This window comes from Micromonospora parathelypteridis (assembly GCF_014201145.1).
Lineage (GTDB): Bacteria > Actinomycetota > Actinomycetes > Mycobacteriales > Micromonosporaceae > Micromonospora > Micromonospora parathelypteridis.
Genome location: NZ_JACHDP010000001.1, coordinates 1,800,930 through 1,819,338, shown reverse-complemented (window position 1 = coordinate 1,819,338; position 18,409 = coordinate 1,800,930). Strand labels below are relative to the sequence as shown.

Below are 18,409 nucleotides of genomic sequence, written 5' to 3'. Positions count from 1 at the left end.
TGCGCAGGTGCCGGCGGTCGCCGCCGGCCTGCTCCTCGCCGCCCGCCAGACCGGCACGCCGGCGACGGCACGCTGCCTGACCGGCACGCCGGCGACGGCTCGCGGGCTGCGTTTACCCCCGTCGTCGCCGCTGAATCCCCGCGTCGGCTGGCCCCTCCCAGGGGCGGCGAAACCTGGTTGGCTGCTGGTGGGCCGACGGCCACGACCACGGGGAGGAAGCATGCGGGACAACAGGTCGCCACACTGGCGGCAGCGGCGCGCGGTCGAGGCGCTGGGCTCAGGTCGAGACGGGCGGGCGCTGATCGGGCCGCCCCGGCGACCCACGCGGCCGCACCGGTTCTTCACCGTGCATCTGGGCTTCACCGCGCCCGGCGCGGCCGATGCCCGCGAGGTGGCAGTGGCGTACGCGGAGGCGCTGAGCCTGCTCCGCCCGGAGGTGGCCCTCGGCGCGGCGGCCCTGTCGCCGGCCGACGCTTGGCACCGGGCCGAGCGGCTGTTCTGCGGGGCGGTCGGCCCGGACGGGGAGCGCTGCGTCGACGTGGCCGATCACCCCGGTTTCCACCACGCCCCCGGCCCCGGCGGCCTGGGCTGGGGCGACGGCGACGGCCCGGGTGACGGCTGATGGGGCTCACCAACCTGGGCCGACGGCCCGGGCCGGCAACTCGGCGTCCAACCCTGACGCCTGCGGCGCGTTTCCGCTCGTGTCGCCGTGCCGGTGTCCGGGTTACCGGCACCGGCACGGCACGCCAACAGCGACGAGGTGGCGAGGCGGGTCAGTCCAGGTCGAACTCCCCGTCCTGTGCGCCGGCCACGAACGCGTCCCACTCGGCCTGGGTGAAGACCAGCACCGGTCCTTCGGGCTCGGCGGAGTTGCGCATCCCGATCAGATCGTCGACGAAGGCGACCTCAACGGCGCTGTCGGAGGTGTCCCCTTCGGCCCGCTGCCAGACCGCTCGAGAGAGGTCGAAGTCGCCCTTGGGGTGCTGCGCCATGGTTCTTTCCTCCAGTGCCGAGGGTCGTGTGGTGACCGAGTGCCGATCCCCATCGGGCAGGATAAGCGGATGCCGAGCCTGACCCGTGTAGAGGCGACCGCGCGTGGCGCGGCGATTACTGTCGAGTCCTATCAGGTGGACCTCGACCTGACCGGCGGCGCCGAGCTGTTCCGCTCCCGCGTCGCGATCCGGTTCCGGGCGACCCCCGGCGCCGCGACCTTCGCCGAGGTCAAGCCTGCCAAACTGCTGGCGGTACGCCTCAACGACCGCGACCTCGACCCCGACCTGTTGACCGACAACCGGCTGCCGCTGAGCGGGCTGGACGCGGAGAACACGCTGATCGTCGAGGCCGAGATGGCGTACTCCAACGCGGGGGAGGGGATGCACCGCTTCGTCGACCCGGCCGACGGCGAGACCTACCTCTACGCGGTGAGCTTCCTCGACAACGTGCAGCGCATCTTCGCGGCGTTCGACCAGCCTGACCTCAAGGCTCCCTTCGTCCTCTCGGTCACCGCTCCACCGGAGTGGACGGTCTCCAGCAACGCCGAGGTGACCGCCCAGCCGACTCCGGGTCGCTGGGAGTTCGCCCCGAGCGCGCCGCTGGCCACGTACTTCTTCTCGCTGATCGCCGGGCCGTACCACGTCCGGCGGGCCGAGCACGATGGGGTGCCGCTGGGCATCTACTGCCGCCGATCGCTCGCCGAGCACCTGGACGCCGACGCCGAGGAGATCTTCACCATCACCCGGCAGTGCCTGGACCGGTTCCACCAGCTCTTCACCGAGCGCTACCCGTTCGGCAAGTACGACCAGGCGTTCGTGCCGGAGTTCAACGCCGGCGCGATGGAAAACCCCGGCATCGTCACCTTCCGTGACGACTACGTGTTCCGCTCGGCGGTCACCGACACCCAGCGCGAGCAGCGGGCCAGCACCATCGCCCACGAGATGGCGCACATGTGGTTCGGTGACCTGGTCACCATGCGTTGGTGGGACGACCTGTGGTTGAACGAGTCCTTCGCGGAGTACCTGGGCTACCGGGTCACCGCCGAGGCGACCCGCTTCGAGCAGGCATGGACGACCTTCGCCATGCGCCGCAAGGGCTGGGGGTACGCGGCCGACCAGCGCCCCTCCACCCACCCGGTCGCCCCGGAGGAGGTGGCCGACGCCGACGAGGGCCTGCTCAACTTCGACGGCATCTCGTACGCCAAGGGCGCCGGCGTGCTCCGACAGCTGGTCGCGTGGCTCGGTGACGAGGCGTTCCTCGCCGGTCTGAACGCGCACTTCGCCGCGCACCGTTTCGGCAACGCCACCCTCGCCGACCTGCTGGCCAGCCTCTCCACCGCCAGCGGCCGGGACCTTTCCGACTGGGCCGAGGTGTGGTTGCGCCGGCCGCAGGTCAACACGCTGCGCGCCGAGGTCGCCGTCGACGCCGACGGCCGCTACACCGAGGTGGCGGTGGTGCAGACCGCGCCGGAGTCGCACCCGGTGCTGCGCCCGCACCGGATCGGCGTGGGCCGCTACTCGGCGGACGGCACCGTGCAGCGCGACGAGGTGGATGTCGACCCGGCTGCCGATGGTGGCCGGACGGTCCTCGCTGAGCTGACCGGTGCGCCGGCGGCCCGGCTGTTGCTGCTCAACGACGGTGACCTCACCTTCGCGAAGGTGCGTCTCGACCGGGCATCGGCGGATGCCGTTCCGCTGATGCTGCCCGGTCTGGCCGACCCCCTCGCCCGGGCGATCCTCTGGGGTGAGGCGCTGGACGCGGTGACCGACGGGGAGCGGCCGGTCACCGCCCTGGTCGACCTGATGGTCGCCGCCCTGCCCACCGAGACCGAGGTGATCATCGCCGAGGACGTGCTCACGCTCAGCCGGTCGTTGGTGGACCGCTACCTCGACCCGCTGACCCGGTCCGCGGCGTTGGCCCGGATCGCCGGGGCATGCCAGCAGCTGCTCGATGGCGCGCCGGCGGGCGAGTCGCTGCAGCTGGCTGCCGCCCGGGGCTGGATCGCCGCGACCACCGACGCGGATCTGCTCGTCGGCTGGCTCGCCGGCCGGGACGTGCCGGCCGGGTTGAAGGTCGACGCGGAGCTGCGCTGGTCGGTGCTGCGTCGGCTGGTGGTGCTGGGCGCCGCCGGCGAGGCGGAGATCGCCATCGAGGCGGCCGCCGACAACAGCTCCACGGGCGCGGAACGGGCCGCCCGCTGCCGGGCCGCCCTGCCCGACCCGGCCGCGAAGCAGGCAGCATGGGAGATCATCGTGCGGGACACCAGGCTGTCCAACCGACTGTTGGAGGCGACCGCCGAAGGGTTCTGGCAACCCGAGCAGGCCGAGCTGACCGCCGCCTACGTCGAGCGGTACTTCGCGGACATGCCGGCCGCCTCGCGCCGGCGTACTCCGTGGACGGCCGACCGGGTGGCGAAGCTGGCGTTCCCCCAGTACGCCGTGGCGCAGCCGACCCGGGAGGCGGCCGCGGCGCTGTTGGCCGGCGACGACCTGACCCCCGGGCTGCGTCGGGTGGTCACCGACGCCGACGACGACCTGCGCCGCGCGCTGGTCGCCCGGACGGCGGTGGCCGCCGCGGCGGCGTGAGGGTAGGCGGGCGCGACGGCGTACGGCTGGGCGGGCGCGGGGTGGCTGGTGGGCCACCCCGCGCCGTGCTCAGCGCAGCGCGGGCTCGGTCGTGACCGGAGCGTCCCAGTCGATGACGTAGCGCTGCTCGTCGGCGACGGTCTTCTCCGGGTCCATCACGGTGCGCACCATCAGCGGAATCAGCAACGGCATCAGCGTCCGGGCGACCGGCCCCGGCGCCTTCGCGTGGTTGATCCGCGCGGCGCGGGCGGCGACCTTCTCCACTCGGGCGCGGCGCAGCCGCACGTACGCGGCGAACGCCGTCTCCACGTCCGGCAGATCGCGCAGGCAGCGGGCGAGCTGCACCGCGCTCTCGATGGCCAGCGACGCGCCCTGCCCTGAGCTGTTCGACGGCGCGTGCGCCGAATCGCCGACCAGCACCATCCGGCCCCGGTACCAGTGCGGCACCGGCGGCATGATCTGCAGCGACCCGGCGACCTGGAGTTCGTCGGCGTGGCTGGTCGCCATCAGCTCTCGGCCCGGGTCGTCGTCGCCGTAGCTGGTGCGCAGTGTGTCCAGCCATTGCGCCGCCGGCACCGCGCGTGCCTCGACGAAGCTCATCGGCCGCTGCTGCGGCAGGTTGGCCCCCCACCTGGTGCCGCCGCCGGGCTCCGGCCAGTACAGGTAGTAGCCGCGCCGCCCGAACGCGAACGTCATCGTGCCCGGTTCGACGTCCACCTCGTGCCGGGCGACCGCCTCGAAGCTGAGCAGCCCGGTGAACCGGGGGCCGGGGGCGGCCGGGTCGATGAGGCCGCGGACCCTGGACCGGATGCCGTCGGCACCGACGAGGATGTCGGCGGTGGCGGTGCTGCCGTCCTCGAAGCGGGCGGTCACCCCGCTGTCGGTCTGCTCGGCGTCGACCAGCCGCTTGCCGTACTCGAACGGGACGCCCTCGGCGACCGCCCGGTCGTGCAGCACGCGGTGCAGCTCGGCCCGGTGCACCACGCGCAGCGGCGGCACCCCGGCCAGGGTGGGTAGGTCGATGTGGCGACGGCCGACGGCCATCGCGCTGCGCTCGATCGGGGTGGCGATCGCGGTCACCGCCTCGTCCGCGCCGACCGTGCGCAGGGCCGCGACGCCGTTGGGCGCGAGCGCGAGGGTGCCGCCGACCCCGCTGGCCGTGGCGGGGTACGCCTCGTAGACGGTGGCGATGATGCCGGCGCGGTGCAGCGCGAGCGCCGTCACCGGTCCGGCGATGCCGCTGCCGATGACGATCGCGGTTCGTGCCGTGGTCATGGTCTCTCCCTGGGTGTCGTCGGTTCGTGCGCGTGCGAACCGACCTGGGAGGGAGCCCGGCTATCCTCTGTTTGCCGCTTCGGGCCGGATGCCTTCCCAGGTGTCGGTTCGAGGTAAGGGCTCCGGCGGGGTGTTGGCGCACCCCGCCGGAGCCGTTCGTCAGTCGGTGGTGTCCGAGGTCGGGGTGCTGGTCCTCTCGGCCAGCTCGGTCAGCTCGGCCGGAATCTCGCCGGTCTCGTGGTAGGCCCGCCAGAAGTCCAGCCCCGGGTAGCTGCCCGAGGTCAGCTCGGCGAGCAGGGCACGCAGCCAGGCCGTCTCCGCGGCCCGCATGGCCAGGTCGTACTCCGACTCCACCAGGAACAGCCGCGGGACCTCCCGCAGGTGGGCGTCGAGCGTTTCGCGGTCCTGCCGGAGCGCGTCGTCCAGCAGGTCCAGCCGCTGGCGGAGCAGGTCGGTGGCCTCGTCGGGGTGCAGCGCGGCGAGGACGGACAGCCCGGCGCGGAAGCGGGGATGCTCCGGCATCGGGGTGGAGACCAGCTCGCGAGCCCAGTCGACCAGCTCGGCACGCCCGGCTTCGGTGATCCGGTAGACGGTGCGTTCCGGCCGTCGGCCCTCGCGGACGCTTTCCACCGCGTCGATCAGGTGGTGTTTGTCCAGGTTGCGGATCACTGTGTAGAAGGACCCCCACTTGAACTCCATGTCCTGGTCCTTGCCCCAGGAGCGGAGTGCGGTGGCGATCTCGTACGGGTGCATCGGCCGTTGGACCAGGGCGGACAGCACCGCCAGCGCCAGCAGGTTGCTGACCTTGCGCCGCTTCGGCACGGCTGCCCCCTGTCCTCGTGACCAATTACTTGTCGACGAGTATACGCAGACGGGTAGCCCGCCCGCGACCCCTCGTGCCAGGCCGAGACGGTCGGCCAGGACGGTCGGCCTACGATCACTGGGTGGAGGAAGATATCCGGCGGATCGGGATCATGGGTGGCACCTTCGACCCGATCCACCACGGGCACCTCGTCGCGGCCAGCGAGGTGGCGGACCGGTTCGGCCTGGACGAGGTGGTCTTCGTCCCGACCGGGCAGCCGTGGCAGAAGGCTGACGAACCGGTCAGTCCGGCCGAGGACCGGTACCTGATGACCGTCATCGCCACCGCCTCCAACCCCCGCTTCCAGGTCAGCCGGGTCGACATCGACCGCACCGGGCCGACCTACACGGTCGACACCCTGCGCGACCTTCAGGCCGAGTACGGCCCCAAGGTGCAGCTGTTCTTCATCACCGGCGCGGATGCCCTGCAGCGCATCCTGTCCTGGAAGGACCTGGACGAGATCTTCGAGCTGGCGCACTTCGTGGGGGTGACCCGTCCCGGCTTCCCGCTGACCGACAAGCACCTGCCGGCGGACACCGTCAGCCTGATCCAGGTCCCCGCGATGTCCATCTCGTCGACCGACTGCCGTGCTCGGGTCGCCCGGGGCGAGCCAGTTTGGTATCTGGTGCCCGACGGTGTGGTGCAGTACATCGCCAAGCGGAGCCTCTATCAGCGCTGACTGCGCCGGATATCGCCCGGTTTAGGCCCCAAACTGGCCAGAACTGCAGGGCCGGGGTGTCGTCGGGTATGAGACGCTTGGAGGATCGCACGCTTGATCGAAGGAGAACGGTGACAGTTTCCGAACGCGCTCACGAGCTGGCTATCGCGGCCGCCCAGGCCGCTGCAGACAAGAAGGCGCAGGACATCGCGATCATCGACGTCGGCGACCAGCTCGCCATCACCGACGCGTTCGTGCTCGCCGCTGCCCCCAACGAGCGTCAGGTGCTGGCCATCGTCGACGCCATCGAGGAGCGCCTGCTGGAGATGCCGGAGAAGGCCAAGCCGATCCGGCGCGAAGGCGAGCGCGGTGGCCGCTGGGTGCTGCTCGACTACGTCGACATCGTGGTGCACGTCCAGCACACCGAGGAGCGCGAGTTCTACGGGCTCGACCGCCTCTGGAAGGACTGCCCCACCATTCCGTTCGTCGACCGCGACCTGGTCGAGGCCGACGCTGGGTCCGCCACCGCCGAATGACCCGACTGATCGTCTGGCGGCACGGCAACACCGACTGGAACGCCGCCAATCGCGTCCAGGGTCAGACCGACGTACCCCTCAACGAGCTGGGTCGCGACCAGGCTCGCGCCGCCGCGCCGCTGCTTGCGGCGCTGCGGCCCGACGCCATCGTGTCCAGCGACCTGAGCCGCGCCGCGGAGACCGCTGCCGCGCTCGCGACGCTCACGGGGCTTCCGGTACGCACCGACGCCCGGCTGCGTGAGCGGCACTTCGGTCAGTGGCAGGGGCTGCGCCTCACCGAGGTCGCCGAGCGCTTCCCCGACGAGTACGCCCGCTGGCGGGCCGGCGACCCCGACCCGGGCGCCGATCTGGAACCGCTGCACGACCTCGGCGAACGGGTCGCCGCGGCCCTGCTGGAGGCGGCCGACGCGGCCCCCGACGGCACCGTGGTGATCGCCACCCACGGCGGCGGCTCCCGGCAGGGCATCGGTCACCTGCTCGGCTGGGACCCGGGCGTGCTGCGCGGCGTCGGCTCCCTGGCCAACTGCCACTGGACCGAGCTGCGGCGCGCACCGAGCGCGCCGGCCATCGGCCGGCCCCAGGACGTCCGAGGTTGGCAGCTGCGGGCCCACAACGTCGGCCTGATCACCGCCCCGGTCGTCGTCGACGCGATCTGAGGGCTGGCGCTTCGGCGTTCGGGGCCTCGATCGGCTAGCGTGCCGGGCATGCCCGTCGCGGTCGTCATCGATTCCACCGCCTACCTTCCGCCCGAGCTGTTGCAGGCGCACCGGCTGACGGTGGTGCCGCTGACCGTCGTGCTCAACGGCGCGGAAGGGCTGGAGGGGGTGGAGACCCAGCCCGCCGACGCCACCCTGGCGCTGAGCGCCCGCCGCGTCACGGCGACCACCTCCCGCCCGGCACCCGAGCAGTTCGCCCGGACGTACCGCCAACTGCTCGACGCCGGCGCCGACGGGGTCGTCTCGGTGCACCTCTCCGCCGCGCTGTCCGGCACGGTTGAGGCCGCCCGCCTGGCCGCCGCCGACCTGGATGGCCGGGTGGAGGTCGTGGACAGCCGCTCGGCCGGCATGGGGCTGGGCTTTCCGGCCATCGCGGCCGTCACCGCCGCCGAGGCCGGCGTCGACCTCGCAGGTGTACGCGACGCGGCGCTCGCCGCGGTCGCCCGCACCACCGTCTTCTTCTACGTCGACACGCTGGAGTTCCTCCGCCGAGGCGGCCGGATCAACGCGGCCGAGGCGCTGTTCGGCACCGCGCTGTCCGTCAAGCCGATCATGCATATGCCGGACGGGGCGATCGTGCTGCGCGAGAAGGTCCGCACCGCCAGCCGGGGGGTGGCCCGGCTCGTCGACCTGGCCGTCGAGGCGGCCGGGGACGACGACGTGGATCTCGGGGTGCACCACCTGGCCGCGCCGCAACGGGCCGAGGCGCTGCGCGTCGCGCTGACCGAGCGGCTCGGTGACCGGCTGCACGACACGTACGTCTCCGAGGCGGGCGCGGTCGTCGCCGCACATGCCGGTCCGGGCCTGGCCTGCGTGGTCGTCCACCGCCGACCGGCGGGCTGAGCGGTGCCGCCGTCCTGTGTGGTCACCGGGGGCGGTCGCGGTGTCGGCCGGGCCGTGGTGGAACGCCTGGTGGCGACCGGTGCCACCGTCGTCGTGTTGGAGCGTGACGCCGACGCGGCCGACTGGCTGGCCAGCCACCCGGCCGCCGACCGGCTCGTCGCGGTGATCGGCGACGCCGCCGACGAGCGGGTGGCCGAGCACGCTGCCGAGCTGGCCGAACGTGCCGCGCCCCTGACCGGCTGGGTGAACAACGCGGCGGTGTTCCGCGACGCCACGCTGCACTCCGCGTCGGCCGACACGGTGCTGGACCTGATCGGGCTGAACCTGCGCCCGGCCGTGGTGGGCGCCGCGGTGGCCGTCCGCCGGTTCCTGGCCCGCGCCGCCGGCGGCGCGATCGTCAACGTCTCGTCGCACCAGGCCCGCCGGCCCGTGTCAGGCGCCCTGCCGTACGCGACGGCGAAGGCCGCCGTGGAGGGGCTGACCCGGGCGCTGGCCGTCGAGTACGGGAGGCACGGCATCCGCGCCAACGCCGTCGCGCTCGGCTCGATCGCCACCGAGCGGCACACCGAATTCCTGGCCGCCCAGGAGCCCAACCAGGCCCAGTGGATCGACGACGAGCTGAATCGGCTGCACCCGGTGGGCCGCATCGGGCGGGTCGACGAGGTGGCGGAGGCCGTCGCGTACCTGCTGTCGCCGGCGGCGAGTTTCGTCAACGGAGTGATCCTGCCGGTGGACGGGGGACGAGCCGTGCTCGGCCTCGACCCGGAGGCCCGCTGACCCGCCTACGCCGCGAAGCAGATCCGGCTCCTCGTGTTAGCCTCCGTGTGCGCCCCAGATGGGCCTACCCCCCGGAGGTTCTGGCTACTTCAGCCACCACGCCGAGATTGACGCGATGCACGCGTCTCTTGTGCGGAATCCGGGGCGTCGGCGCCCTCGGGGCTTTGTCATCGGTGTGGCTGGGTGAACGCTCGGGGCTTCCGGTCGGGTCTTCGGATCGACCGGGAAGACGGTACGCATGACAGTCACGTTCAACCACACCATCATCGCCAGCAAGGACAAGCAGGCCTCGGCCGCGTTCTACCGGGAGCTGTTCGAGCTGCCGGAGGCGCCGTCGTGGGAGCCGTTCGTCAACGTTCAGCTGGACGAGGGTGTGCTGCTCCAGTTCGCCGAGCCGCCGGTGGACATCCAGATGCAGCACTACGCGTACCTGGTCGACGACGAACTGTTCGTACGGTGCCTGGCGTTCGTCGAGGGGCGGGGCATCACGTACTGGGCCGACCCGCAGCTGAAGCGGGAAGGGGAGACCAACACCGAGCACGGTGGGCGAGGCTTCTACTTCTTCGACCCGGCGGGACACGCCATCGAGATCATCACCCGGCCGTACCTGTAGCGGGCCTGTCGGCCGGTCGGGCGCGGTTGGCCCCTCCGGCCGTCAGCCTTGCTGCTGAGCCTCGTGGGTCGTGGGGTCAGCGCTCTCGCCCGGCCGTACGGGATTGGTCAGCTGGAACCCCGGCGCCGCGAAGTTGGCCCCATGCTCGCGATCGGACAGCACGAACGTTCCGCCCCGCTGCTCTGGCTGCCAACCGCTCTCCAGGCCGCAGAGGATGACCGCCCGCACGTCGGCGGGTGTGGGGTAGCCGTCGTCGACAACGTACGGCCCGGGGGCCGACAACAGATCCGCTTCGAGTTTCTGGCTGTTCTTGCCGCCGGAACCCCAGGCGCGAACGTAGACGGCCCGCCGGGAGAAGCCGTTGACCCGCACGCTGTGCAGTGCCGCGCGCCACGTGTAGGTGCGCCCGTCGATGTGCATCTGCCGTAGTCGAGCCCGCATCTGAGCCACCTCCGTGGTCGGAGCTTTCAAGATCGGCAAGGCCTACTCTACTTCGTACTCCTCAATGGACCGATGGGTGATTGCTTACCGGACCTACCCTGCTGCCCATGAGGCCTCGCGGTCGCCGTCGGATCGTCAACCCACTGGGCGCGGTGTATCTGGCGGTGTTCACCGTCGCCGGCGCGATCGGCGCTCTGGCCGGAACAACCTGGGTTCGAGCCGACATGGTTGCTGTGCCGGCCACCGTGTTGTGGTGCGGCGCCCTGCTGGTGGCCGGGCTGGCGGTCTCGCCGCCGCCCCGGATCATCCTGCTGTCCGTGGCCTGGCTGATCAGTCCCCTCCTGATGTTCGCGGCCACCGGGGGACTGTGGTCGACAGTGCTCACGCAACGCGGTGAACGGGTCGTGGCAACCGTGATCGACGTGCGGGACGGCAACGAGAAGGGCCGCCACCTCTACTACACCCTCGCCGACCAGCACGATCGACGCATTCCCGGGGAACTGGGGATGTGGCCAGGCAGCAGCATTGGTGCCTCGAACAACCCCGAGGGCACGGTGGGGCAACGCGTCATCGTGGTACGGGATCCCCAGGGCTTGGTCGACCCGCGCCTACCCGAGGAGATCGGCACCGGCCAGGGCACCCTGATCCTCCTGCCGGGCGTCTTCGTCGTTCTCGCCGTGTTCTGCATGCTGGCCGGGCGGCAACGGCCCGGCGATGACGCGCCGCAGTGGTGGCAACCGCCCGGACGGTCCGACTCACACTCGACGCACTCATAGCAGATCGTCGCATGATCAGGGCGTTGTCCACAGTGGTGAAGGTTGTCCACAGGATGGCGTCGTCACCCTCCACCGCGCCAGGCCGCCGCCATAACGTCGCGCTGTGTCGCACGACGAGGAGACAGAGGTGCGCCAGCGCTTGCGCCGGCTGACGGAGGCGGCTGTCGTACCGCTACCCCGGCCGGACGCGCTGCCTACGGGCGTACCCCCGTCGTCCCTGGTCGGTGCGCAGCCCGCGGACGTGCATCCCTCCCGGCCTGCCGCATCGGTCGCCGAGCCGGCGTCGGGGGGCCTTGCGGTCCCGCCCGAGTCACGGTTGCCCGGCCCGGGGGCGTTCGACCCCGGACGGCGGGGTGTGCGGGCGTTGGCGGTCGTCGCCGTGGTGGTGGTGCTGGTCGCGGCCGGTTGGGCCTGGCGGTCCCGGCCGCAGCCGGAGCCGGTCGCCCCGCTGATCAGCGAGACCGCGTCGGCCGTGCCGGCGGGTGACCCGAGCGCGTCCGGCCCCGGCGAACTGGTGGTGGCGGTCGCGGGCAAGGTCCACAAGCCCGGTTTGGTACGGCTGCCGGCCGGCTCCCGTCTCGCCGACGCGGTGCAGGCGGCCGGTGGCGCGCTACCCGGGGTCGACGTGGCGTTGCTCAATCCCGCCCGCAAGGTTACCGATGGCGAGCTGATCGTGGTCGGGGTGACGCCGCCGCCGGGCGGTGCATCCGGACCTGCGGCGGGCGGTGCGGCACCCGTCGTCGGGCCGCTGAATCTCAACACCGCGACGCTGGCGCAGCTCGACGCGCTGCCCGGGGTTGGGCCGGTGCTCGCCCAACGGATCCTCACCCACCGGGATCAGCACGGCGGGTTCAAGTCCGTTGGCGACCTGCGGCAGGTCGACGGGATCGGCGATGCCCGTTACGAGCAACTCAAGGATCTGGTGACGGTGTGAGCAGATCCGCCTCCGCTGCTGGCGCACCGCCGGCTGGTCGGGCTCAGGCCGAGTCGCTGGCTGGTCGGGCTCCGGCCGAGTCGCTGGCTGGTCGGGCGCAGGCCGAGCCGCCGGATCTGCGACTGGCCGGGCTCGCCGTGGCGGCCTGGCTCACCGCGCTCGCCGGCCTGCACCTTGGCACTCGTGTCGCCCTGCTGGTGGCCGGCGCGGCGGCCGGTCTGACGTCGGTGGGTGCCCTACATCTGCTCGGCCGCTTCGGCCGTCCCCGAACCGCAGTGCGCCGCTACGGGTGGGTCGCCGTGGCGGTCGGTCTCGGTGTGGTCTGCGGTGGTGCGGCCACCGCCGCCCAGCTCGCCGTTCGCGACGCGCCGGCGATCCGTGCCCTGGCCGAGCAGCGTGCTCCGGTCACCGCCGAGCTGGTCGTCCGGGACGATCCGCGCCCGATCCGCTCTGCCGGGCGGCCGGGAATGCTGCTGGTATCGAGCGAACTGGTCCGGCTCACCGGCCCGGACGGCCGCCGGATCCACGCGTCGGTGCGGCTGCTCGTCCTGGCCACCGACCCGGCCTGGCGTGATCTGCTGCCCGGGCAGCGTGTCACCTCCGAGGGGCGGCTCGGCGTCCCCCGCGGAGGCGATCTCACCGCGGCCGTGCTCAGCACCAACGATCCGCCGGAGCGGCACGGTGTGTCGTCCTGGGCGCAGCGCGCCGCCGGCATTCTGCGTGCAGGCCTGCAACGGGCGTGCGCGCCGCTGCCCGACGACCCGGGCGGGCTGCTGCCGGGGCTGGTCGTGGGGGACACCAGCCGACTGCCACCCTCCGTCGAGGAAGACTTCCAGGCGACCGGGATGACACACCTCAATGCCGTTTCTGGGAGCAATGTCGCCATTGTGGTGGGCGCGGTGTTGTTGCTGGCCCGGTGGGCGCGCGCTGGCCCATGGCTCGCCGTCGGGCTCTGCGGGGTGGCGCTGGTGGGGTTCGTCATCCTGGTCCGCCCGTCGCCGAGTGTCGTACGGGCCGCCACGATGGGAGCGATCGGGCTCGCCGCGCTGGCCGCCGGTCGTCCCCGCGCCGCGCTGCCCGCGTTGGCCGCCGCCGTCACTGTGCTGGTGCTGGTGGACCCGGAGTTGGCCGGGGATCCCGGGTTCGCGCTCTCCGTGCTGGCCACCGGTGGCCTGCTGCTGCTCGCCGCACCCTGGCGGGACGGGCTGCGGCGGCGGGGTGTCCCGCCCGGCCTGGCGGAGGCGTTGGCCGTGCCGGCGGCCGCGCAACTGGCCTGCGGGCCGGTCGTCGCGGGCATCTCCGGCACGGTCAGCCTGGTTGCGGTGCCGGCCAACCTGCTCGCGGTGCCGGCCATCGCGCCGGCGACCGTGCTGGGCGTGCTGGCGGCGATCGTGTCGCCGATCTGGCCGTCCGGTGCCGAGTTCCTCGCGTGGCTGGCGAGTTGGCCGGCCTGGTGGCTGGTGGTCATCGCCCGCCAGGGCGCCCGGCTGCCGGGCGGCACCCTGCCGTGGCCCGGCGGGTTGCCGGGCGCCCTGCTGCTGACCGTGTTGACCGTCGCACTGTTGCTCGCGGTGCGACGGCCCCTCGTGCGCCGACTGGTGGCGGTGGTCGGCGTCGCCGCAGTCCTGGGCGCCTTTCCGGTTCGGCTGGTGGCTGCCGGCTGGCCGCCACCGGGTTGGGTGGTGGTGGCCTGCGCGGTGGGCCAGGGCGACGCCCTGGTGCTCCCGGTCGCCCCGGGCCGGGCGGTGGTGGTGGACGCTGGACCGGAGCCGGGTGCGGTGGACGGTTGCCTGCGTCGACTCGGCGTACGGGAGGTGCCCCTGTTGGTGATCAGCCACTTTCACGCGGACCACGTGGGCGGGGTGGCGGGGGTGTTTCGGGGGCGGTGGGTGGGTGCCGTGCTGACGCCGCCTTCGACGGACCCGGAGAGCGGCCGGGATCTGGTCCGGGCGGCGGCCACCGGTGGGCGGGCCGCGCTGTTGACCACCGTGGCCGGTGCGCGCCATCCAGTGGGCGGGGTCGACCTGCTGGTGCTCGGCCCGCCGTACCCGCTCGCCGGGACCAGGTCCGACCCGAACAACAACTCGCTGGTGCTGCGTGCGACCGTCGCCGGGGTACGGATCCTGCTGCCGGGCGACGCGGAGACCGAGGAGCAGCACGCGATGGTGGCGCGGGCCGCGCCCGGCCAGTTACGGGCGGACGTGTTGAAGGTCGCGCATCACGGTTCGGCGTATCAGGACCCGAGCTTCCTGGACGCGGTGCGGCCGGCAGTGGCGCTCGTGCCGGTGGGCACGGGCAACACCTACGGGCACCCGAATCCGGGGCTGCTTGCCCGGCTGAGCAGGGGCGGCGCCCGGGTGCTGCGCACCGACACCGACGGCGACCTGGCGGCGCTCCGGACCGATGGTGGCCTGGCCGTGGTCCGTCGGGGGATCCCACCGGGTCGACAATTCTGAGCCGACAGCGCGTCGGATCTCCAATGATCGACTCCAGATCACCGATGTGGGGGCATCAGGGTCACTTGATAGCGCAATATCGCTGATCTGGTGTGGATCAAGCGCAGGGCTGGGGGGATCGCGGGGATTGAACGGCTCGCGGGGACGCAGGGAGCGCGGGGACGTGGGGCCGTGGAGGCGGCCGGGCGGGCGTCGACCAGTCCGCAGCAGGCCACGTTCGATAGGCGAATTGCGGAATCGGTGACGAATTGGGATAGATGTCGGGTTTTGCACTGTGTGCGGGCTGCGCCGACCAAGCAGCGAATGAGCAGGCACGATCCCGCCGTGGGCCGTGCGAATATGGGCGGCGTGACCGCCGCCAGCCTCGCCCCCATTCTGCTCGTCCTCGGTGACGAGGAGCTGCTCGCCACGCGCGCGGTCACCGAAGCTGTCGCGAAGGTCCGTAGCGTCGACGCCGAGGTGGACGTCCGCGAATACCAGGCCAGTGCGCTCACCGTCGGCGAGATCGCCGAGATGCTCAGCCCCTCGCTGTTCGGCGGGCGGCGGCTGCTCATCCTGCGTTCCGGCCAGGATGCCCGCAAGGACCTGGTCGCCGCGCTACTGGCGTACGCGAAGAATCCCGACCCGGAAGTCCAGTTGCTGGTGCTGCACCTGGGTGCCGCCAAGGGCAAGGCGTTCGCCGACGGGCTGCGGGCGGCCGGCGCGACGGTCGTGCCGGCGGCCAAGCTCAAGGGGCACCGCGAGCGGGTGGCCTTCGTTCGTGACGAGATCCGCCGAGCCGGCGGGAAGTGCTCCGACGACGCCGCCGAGGCGCTCATCGCGGCGGTCGGCAACGACCTGCGCGAGCTGGCCGCTGCCTGCTCCCAGCTGATCGCCGACACCGATGGGCGGATCAGCGCCGACACGGTCGCCCGTTACTACCGGGGTCGGGTCGAGGTGACCGGCTTCACCGTGGCGGACGCCACCATGGTCGGTGACGTGCCGGGGGCACTGGAGGCGCTGCGCTGGGCCCTGCACGTCGGGGTCGACCCGGTGCCCATTGCCGACGCCCTGGCCGACGGGGTGCGCACGGTGGCCCGGGTCGCGTCGGCCGGGCGGGGCAACGCGTACCAGCTCGCCAGCACCCTCGGGATGCCGGCGTGGAAGATCGAGCGGGCGCAGCGGCAGGGGCGGGGCTGGACGCCGGAAGGCCTGGTCCGGGCCATGCAGGTCGCCGCCGAGTGCAACGCGGCCGTCAAGGGCGGCTCCGACGACCGGGCGTACGCCCTGGAGCGCGCGGTCTTCTCGGTCGCGGCGGCCCGGCAGGGCAGCATCAGGTGACGGGGGCGAACCGCCCAGCGTGGGCCACCGTCGCAGTCGACGAGGAGCGGTACCGACCGCTCTACGCCCGACTCCTCGGCCTGCGGTTCGTCAACCCCGGCGGCGTGCTGTGCTTCCTCTTCTTCGAGGGCACCATCGCCCTGGCGGTGCTGCTCGCCCTCGCCGAGTTGGTCACCTGGTGGGCGGTACTGGTGCTGCCGGCCGTGGTGGCGGCGATGGTCAAGCTCAACGACGTGGTGGCGGCGATCGTGGTCCGTTCCGCCGCGCTCGTGCCCGAGCAGGAACGGGACCGTTTCCGTCGGCAGATGGAACCGGTGGTCGGTCGGGCCCGAGTGGAGTGGATCTCGCACAGCGTCACCGGCGTGGTGATCACCGCCGACCCGGTGCCACCCACCCGCCGCGCCGACCCGTCAAGCTGAGCGCTGGGCCTCTGCCGGCTGGCCGCCGACCCGTCACGCTGAGCGCCAGACCTGCCGGCTGAGCGCCGACCGGTCAAGCGCCGGGCCGACCGGGCCGTAGACACACGGAAGCCCCGGGCCGAGGCCCGGGGCTTTCCGAATCTGTCTGACGGTGAAATCGTCAGGCGGACAGCGCCACCACGCGCTTCGCGATCGCGGACTTGCGGTTCGCGGCCTGGTTGGAGTGGATCACGCCCTTGCTGACGGCCTTGTCCAGCTTGCGCGAGGCGTCCTGCATGAGCGCGGTGGCCTTCTCGACGTCACCGGCCTCGGCAGCCTCGTTGAACTTCCGGACGGCGGTCTTCAGCGACGACTTGACCGACTTGTTGCGCAGCCGGGCCTTCTCGTTCTGCCGGTTGCGCTTGATCTGGGACTTGATGTTCGCCACGCGACAGCCTCGTCTTGATAGCTCGGGTTGGTCAGCTTGTGCGCGGGATGACGAACATGCGTCATCGCTGCGCGAAGAGCCAGGTTACCAGGTCGCCCGGGCCGAGCCAAAACGGCTCGGCCTTCGCGCGGACGGACCCGGCCCGTCGGGGGCCAGAATACGCTCCGGGCCGTTGCCGCCGGTCACCGCCAGCCCTGACGGCGAGCCAGCCAGTCGAGTGCCTGCTCCCCGCTCCACCGCTGGTGGGCGGGCAGGTGCGGCGAGGCGGTCGGCGGTGCCGCCGCGGCACCGGTGAGGTAATAGCCGGCCAACGCGGCCAGGGTCGCGTCCAGCGCGTCCGGGGGCGCGCCCGCGGTCGCCGGGTGCGCGGCGAAGAGCCGGTCCGCGTCCAACCCGCTGGCGTACGCGGTGAGCAGCAGGCCGGCCAGGTCGAACCAGGCCGGCCCGGAGCAGACCCAGGTCCAGTCACAGAACCAGGCTCGGCCGTCCGCGTCGATCAGCACGTTGTCGACCCGCAGGTCGCCGTGGATCAGGCCGGTCACCCCGGCGGCGTACCGGGGGAGGCGCGACTCCAGCGCCACCAGCTCGGGCAGCCGGCCCCGTGCCGGTGGCGGCAACGGTGGGGTCGGCTCGCGCCCCGCGGCGACCTCCTCCCACCAGAGGATGTCCGAGCGGGCCAGATCGGCCAGGTGCGGCAAGCCGAGCGCGGTCAGCTCCGCAGGCGGGTCGGCCAGGGCGGCGGCCACCTCCGCGTACCCGGCGAGGGTCGCGTCCAACTCGCCGGCCACCCAGGGCAGGCGCGGGGTGTGGCCGTCGACGGCGTCGGTGCAGAGCACGAACCAGCCGGCCTCGTGCAGGGTCCACCGGGGGCGGGGCGCCGGCAGGCCCACCGGCAGCCGGTCCAGGATCGCGGCCTCTCGGGCGTACCAGTCGACCAGATGCGGTTGCTCGGCGGCGGGTGCCGCCTTGACGAAGGCCCGGCCGCCGTCGGCCGTCTGGAGCACGGCGGCGAACCCCCGGGTGAACCCCGCGCCCGCGACCCGGGCGTTGACCACCGGCGCGCCGAGCCGTTCGCCGACCGCGGCCCGCAGCGCCGCCGGCAACGCCGGCCACGACGGGCGCAGCGCGCTCGCGTGGTAGGGCACCGGCGGCAGCAGGGGAGGAGACACCCCACCATGCTGCCCCGGGGTACGTGCGCGACGCACGGCGACACTGCCAGACTGCCAACCCATGAGGACCGAGGACTTCTGGCAGCTGATCGACCAGGCTCGGGCCGGCGGCGGGGGTGAGCCCGGCCCGGTCGCCGCGCGGGCCGTCGCGCTGCTCGCCGAGCGCGACCCGGAGGACATCATCGGGTACGCCCGGCATCAGACCCGGGTGCTGGCCGCCTCGCACAAGGCGGACCTGTGGGGTGCGGCGTACCTGATCAACGGTGGCGCCTCGGCCGACGGCTTCGAGCACTTCCGGGGCTGGCTGATGACCCAGGGTCGGGCGGTCTTCGCCCGCGCGGTCGGCGAACCGGACTCGTTGGCCGAGTTGCCCCAGGTGCGGGCGGCCTCGCTGAGCGGCGAGGAGTTCTCCGCCGAGCAGATGCTCTCGGTTCCGTGGGACGCGTACCGCAAGGCCACCGCGACCGAACTGCCGGCGGACCGCGACCCGGTGCGTACGCCGGACCTCAACGACTTCTGGGACTTCGACGACGAGGAGGAGGCGCGTCGTCGGCTGCCCCGACTGGCCGCGCTCTTCGTCGAGCCGCCGATGGAGTGAGGCACCCCCGG

Annotated in this window: 20 protein-coding genes; 14 read left to right on the top strand and 6 right to left on the bottom strand. The window is 72.7% G+C overall.

Annotated elements, in window-relative coordinates; genetic code table 11:
* The first annotated feature begins 220 nt into the window (after nucleotides 1-220).
* The gene (locus HNR20_RS07800; protein WP_184177747.1) at nucleotides 221-622 is read left to right on the top strand and encodes a hypothetical protein; all 402 of its coding nucleotides are present in this window, start codon (nucleotides 221-223) and stop codon (nucleotides 620-622) included.
* 151 nt (nucleotides 623-773) lie between these two features.
* Here HNR20_RS07800 and HNR20_RS07795 read toward each other — a convergent pair whose 3' ends face one another.
* Complete coding sequence (locus tag HNR20_RS07795) at nucleotides 774-992, bottom strand: DUF397 domain-containing protein (protein WP_030491749.1); 219 nt, start codon at nucleotides 990-992, stop codon at nucleotides 774-776.
* A gap of 69 nt (nucleotides 993-1,061) precedes the next feature.
* Between HNR20_RS07795 and pepN the strand changes: the two genes are divergently transcribed.
* Complete coding sequence (gene pepN, locus HNR20_RS07790) at nucleotides 1,062-3,578, top strand: aminopeptidase N (RefSeq protein WP_184177746.1); 2,517 nt, start codon at nucleotides 1,062-1,064, stop codon at nucleotides 3,576-3,578.
* A gap of 69 nt (nucleotides 3,579-3,647) precedes the next feature.
* Here the strand turns inward: pepN and HNR20_RS07785 are convergent, their stop codons facing one another.
* Both HNR20_RS07785 and HNR20_RS07780 read right to left on the bottom strand, forming a co-directional pair.
* Entirely contained in the window at nucleotides 3,648-4,853 is a 1,206-nt protein-coding gene (locus HNR20_RS07785) for an FAD-dependent monooxygenase (RefSeq protein ID WP_184177745.1), read from the bottom strand.
* 159 nt (nucleotides 4,854-5,012) lie between these two features.
* The gene (locus tag HNR20_RS07780; protein WP_184177744.1) at nucleotides 5,013-5,675 is read right to left on the bottom strand and encodes a PadR family transcriptional regulator; all 663 of its coding nucleotides are present in this window, start codon (nucleotides 5,673-5,675) and stop codon (nucleotides 5,013-5,015) included.
* A gap of 122 nt (nucleotides 5,676-5,797) precedes the next feature.
* On the opposite strand from HNR20_RS07780, the gene nadD reads away from it, so the two are divergent.
* From nadD to HNR20_RS07750, 6 genes are all read left to right on the top strand, one after another.
* Nucleotides 5,798-6,394 (top strand): nicotinate-nucleotide adenylyltransferase, encoded by a 597-nt coding sequence (gene nadD / locus HNR20_RS07775; RefSeq protein ID WP_110566004.1) that lies wholly within the window; start codon nucleotides 5,798-5,800, stop codon nucleotides 6,392-6,394.
* Between the two features lie 110 nt (nucleotides 6,395-6,504).
* Nucleotides 6,505-6,909, top strand: coding sequence for a ribosome silencing factor (rsfS, locus tag HNR20_RS07770; protein ID WP_184177743.1), 405 nt, complete (start codon nucleotides 6,505-6,507; stop codon nucleotides 6,907-6,909).
* A complete protein-coding gene (locus HNR20_RS07765; RefSeq protein ID WP_184177742.1) occupies nucleotides 6,906-7,565 on the top strand; it encodes a histidine phosphatase family protein in 660 nt (219 codons plus the stop codon). Before rsfS ends, HNR20_RS07765 begins: the two co-directional genes overlap by 4 nt.
* A gap of 48 nt (nucleotides 7,566-7,613) precedes the next feature.
* A complete protein-coding gene (locus tag HNR20_RS07760; RefSeq protein ID WP_184177741.1) occupies nucleotides 7,614-8,468 on the top strand; it encodes a DegV family protein in 855 nt (284 codons plus the stop codon).
* 3 nt (nucleotides 8,469-8,471) lie between these two features.
* A complete protein-coding gene (locus HNR20_RS07755) occupies nucleotides 8,472-9,245 on the top strand; it encodes an SDR family NAD(P)-dependent oxidoreductase (RefSeq protein ID WP_184177740.1) in 774 nt (257 codons plus the stop codon).
* A 238-nt stretch (nucleotides 9,246-9,483) separates the two neighbouring features.
* On the top strand, nucleotides 9,484-9,858 hold the full coding sequence (locus tag HNR20_RS07750; protein WP_184177739.1) for a VOC family protein: 375 nt from the start codon (nucleotides 9,484-9,486) through the stop codon (nucleotides 9,856-9,858).
* Nucleotides 9,859-9,900: 42 nt separating this feature from the next.
* On the opposite strand, the gene HNR20_RS07745 is transcribed toward HNR20_RS07750, so the two are convergent.
* The gene (locus HNR20_RS07745; protein ID WP_184177737.1) at nucleotides 9,901-10,299 is read right to left on the bottom strand and encodes an integrase; all 399 of its coding nucleotides are present in this window, start codon (nucleotides 10,297-10,299) and stop codon (nucleotides 9,901-9,903) included.
* 107 nt (nucleotides 10,300-10,406) lie between these two features.
* Between HNR20_RS07745 and HNR20_RS07740 the strand changes: the two genes are divergently transcribed.
* From HNR20_RS07740 to HNR20_RS07720, 5 genes are all read left to right on the top strand, one after another.
* The gene (locus HNR20_RS07740) at nucleotides 10,407-11,075 is read left to right on the top strand and encodes a hypothetical protein (RefSeq protein WP_184177735.1); all 669 of its coding nucleotides are present in this window, start codon (nucleotides 10,407-10,409) and stop codon (nucleotides 11,073-11,075) included.
* A gap of 103 nt (nucleotides 11,076-11,178) precedes the next feature.
* On the top strand, nucleotides 11,179-12,009 hold the full coding sequence (locus HNR20_RS07735) for a ComEA family DNA-binding protein (RefSeq protein WP_184177733.1): 831 nt from the start codon (nucleotides 11,179-11,181) through the stop codon (nucleotides 12,007-12,009).
* A 56-nt stretch (nucleotides 12,010-12,065) separates the two neighbouring features.
* Nucleotides 12,066-14,465 carry a ComEC/Rec2 family competence protein gene (locus tag HNR20_RS07730; RefSeq protein WP_184188140.1) on the top strand — a complete coding sequence of 800 codons (2,400 nt, stop codon included), beginning with the start codon at nucleotides 12,066-12,068 and terminating at the stop codon, nucleotides 14,463-14,465.
* A gap of 339 nt (nucleotides 14,466-14,804) precedes the next feature.
* Nucleotides 14,805-15,785, top strand: a complete 981-nt coding sequence (gene holA, locus HNR20_RS07725; protein ID WP_184188137.1) for a DNA polymerase III subunit delta — start codon at nucleotides 14,805-14,807, stop codon at nucleotides 15,783-15,785.
* Nucleotides 15,782-16,204, top strand: coding sequence for a hypothetical protein (locus tag HNR20_RS07720; protein ID WP_184177731.1), 423 nt, complete (start codon nucleotides 15,782-15,784; stop codon nucleotides 16,202-16,204). The genes holA and HNR20_RS07720 overlap by 4 nt, the downstream gene beginning before the upstream one ends.
* Before the next feature lie 160 nt (nucleotides 16,205-16,364).
* Here HNR20_RS07720 and rpsT read toward each other — a convergent pair whose 3' ends face one another.
* Together rpsT and HNR20_RS07710 are read right to left on the bottom strand one after the other, a co-directional pair.
* The gene (gene rpsT / locus HNR20_RS07715; RefSeq protein WP_109818418.1) at nucleotides 16,365-16,631 is read right to left on the bottom strand and encodes a 30S ribosomal protein S20; all 267 of its coding nucleotides are present in this window, start codon (nucleotides 16,629-16,631) and stop codon (nucleotides 16,365-16,367) included.
* 182 nt (nucleotides 16,632-16,813) lie between these two features.
* Nucleotides 16,814-17,800, bottom strand: a complete 987-nt coding sequence (locus HNR20_RS07710) for a phosphotransferase (RefSeq protein ID WP_229687219.1) — start codon at nucleotides 17,798-17,800, stop codon at nucleotides 16,814-16,816.
* A gap of 61 nt (nucleotides 17,801-17,861) precedes the next feature.
* Here HNR20_RS07710 and HNR20_RS07705 point away from each other — a divergent pair, with 61 nt between their 5' ends.
* Nucleotides 17,862-18,398 (top strand): DUF4240 domain-containing protein, encoded by a 537-nt coding sequence (locus HNR20_RS07705; RefSeq protein ID WP_184177727.1) that lies wholly within the window; start codon nucleotides 17,862-17,864, stop codon nucleotides 18,396-18,398.
* Nucleotides 18,399-18,409 lie beyond the last annotated feature (11 nt).

Bases quoted from the DNA above. Each gene is read 5' to 3' on its own strand.
- HNR20_RS07760 (WP_184177741.1), top strand. From the start codon at position 7,614: ATGCCCGTCGCGGTCGTCATCGATTCCACCGCCTACCTTCCGCCCGAG.
- HNR20_RS07765 (WP_184177742.1), top strand. From the start codon at position 6,906: ATGACCCGACTGATCGTCTGGCGGCACGGCAACACCGACTGGAACGCC.
- HNR20_RS07795 (WP_030491749.1), bottom strand. From the start codon at position 992: ATGGCGCAGCACCCCAAGGGCGACTTCGACCTCTCTCGAGCGGTCTGG.
- HNR20_RS07800 (WP_184177747.1), top strand. From the start codon at position 221: ATGCGGGACAACAGGTCGCCACACTGGCGGCAGCGGCGCGCGGTCGAG.
- HNR20_RS07785 (WP_184177745.1), bottom strand. From the start codon at position 4,853: ATGACCACGGCACGAACCGCGATCGTCATCGGCAGCGGCATCGCCGGA.
- holA (WP_184188137.1), top strand. From the start codon at position 14,805: ATGGGCGGCGTGACCGCCGCCAGCCTCGCCCCCATTCTGCTCGTCCTC.
- HNR20_RS07745 (WP_184177737.1), bottom strand. From the start codon at position 10,299: ATGCGGGCTCGACTACGGCAGATGCACATCGACGGGCGCACCTACACG.
- pepN (WP_184177746.1), top strand. From the start codon at position 1,062: ATGCCGAGCCTGACCCGTGTAGAGGCGACCGCGCGTGGCGCGGCGATT.
- HNR20_RS07705 (WP_184177727.1), top strand. From the start codon at position 17,862: ATGAGGACCGAGGACTTCTGGCAGCTGATCGACCAGGCTCGGGCCGGC.
- HNR20_RS07740 (WP_184177735.1), top strand. From the start codon at position 10,407: ATGAGGCCTCGCGGTCGCCGTCGGATCGTCAACCCACTGGGCGCGGTG.
- HNR20_RS07750 (WP_184177739.1), top strand. From the start codon at position 9,484: ATGACAGTCACGTTCAACCACACCATCATCGCCAGCAAGGACAAGCAG.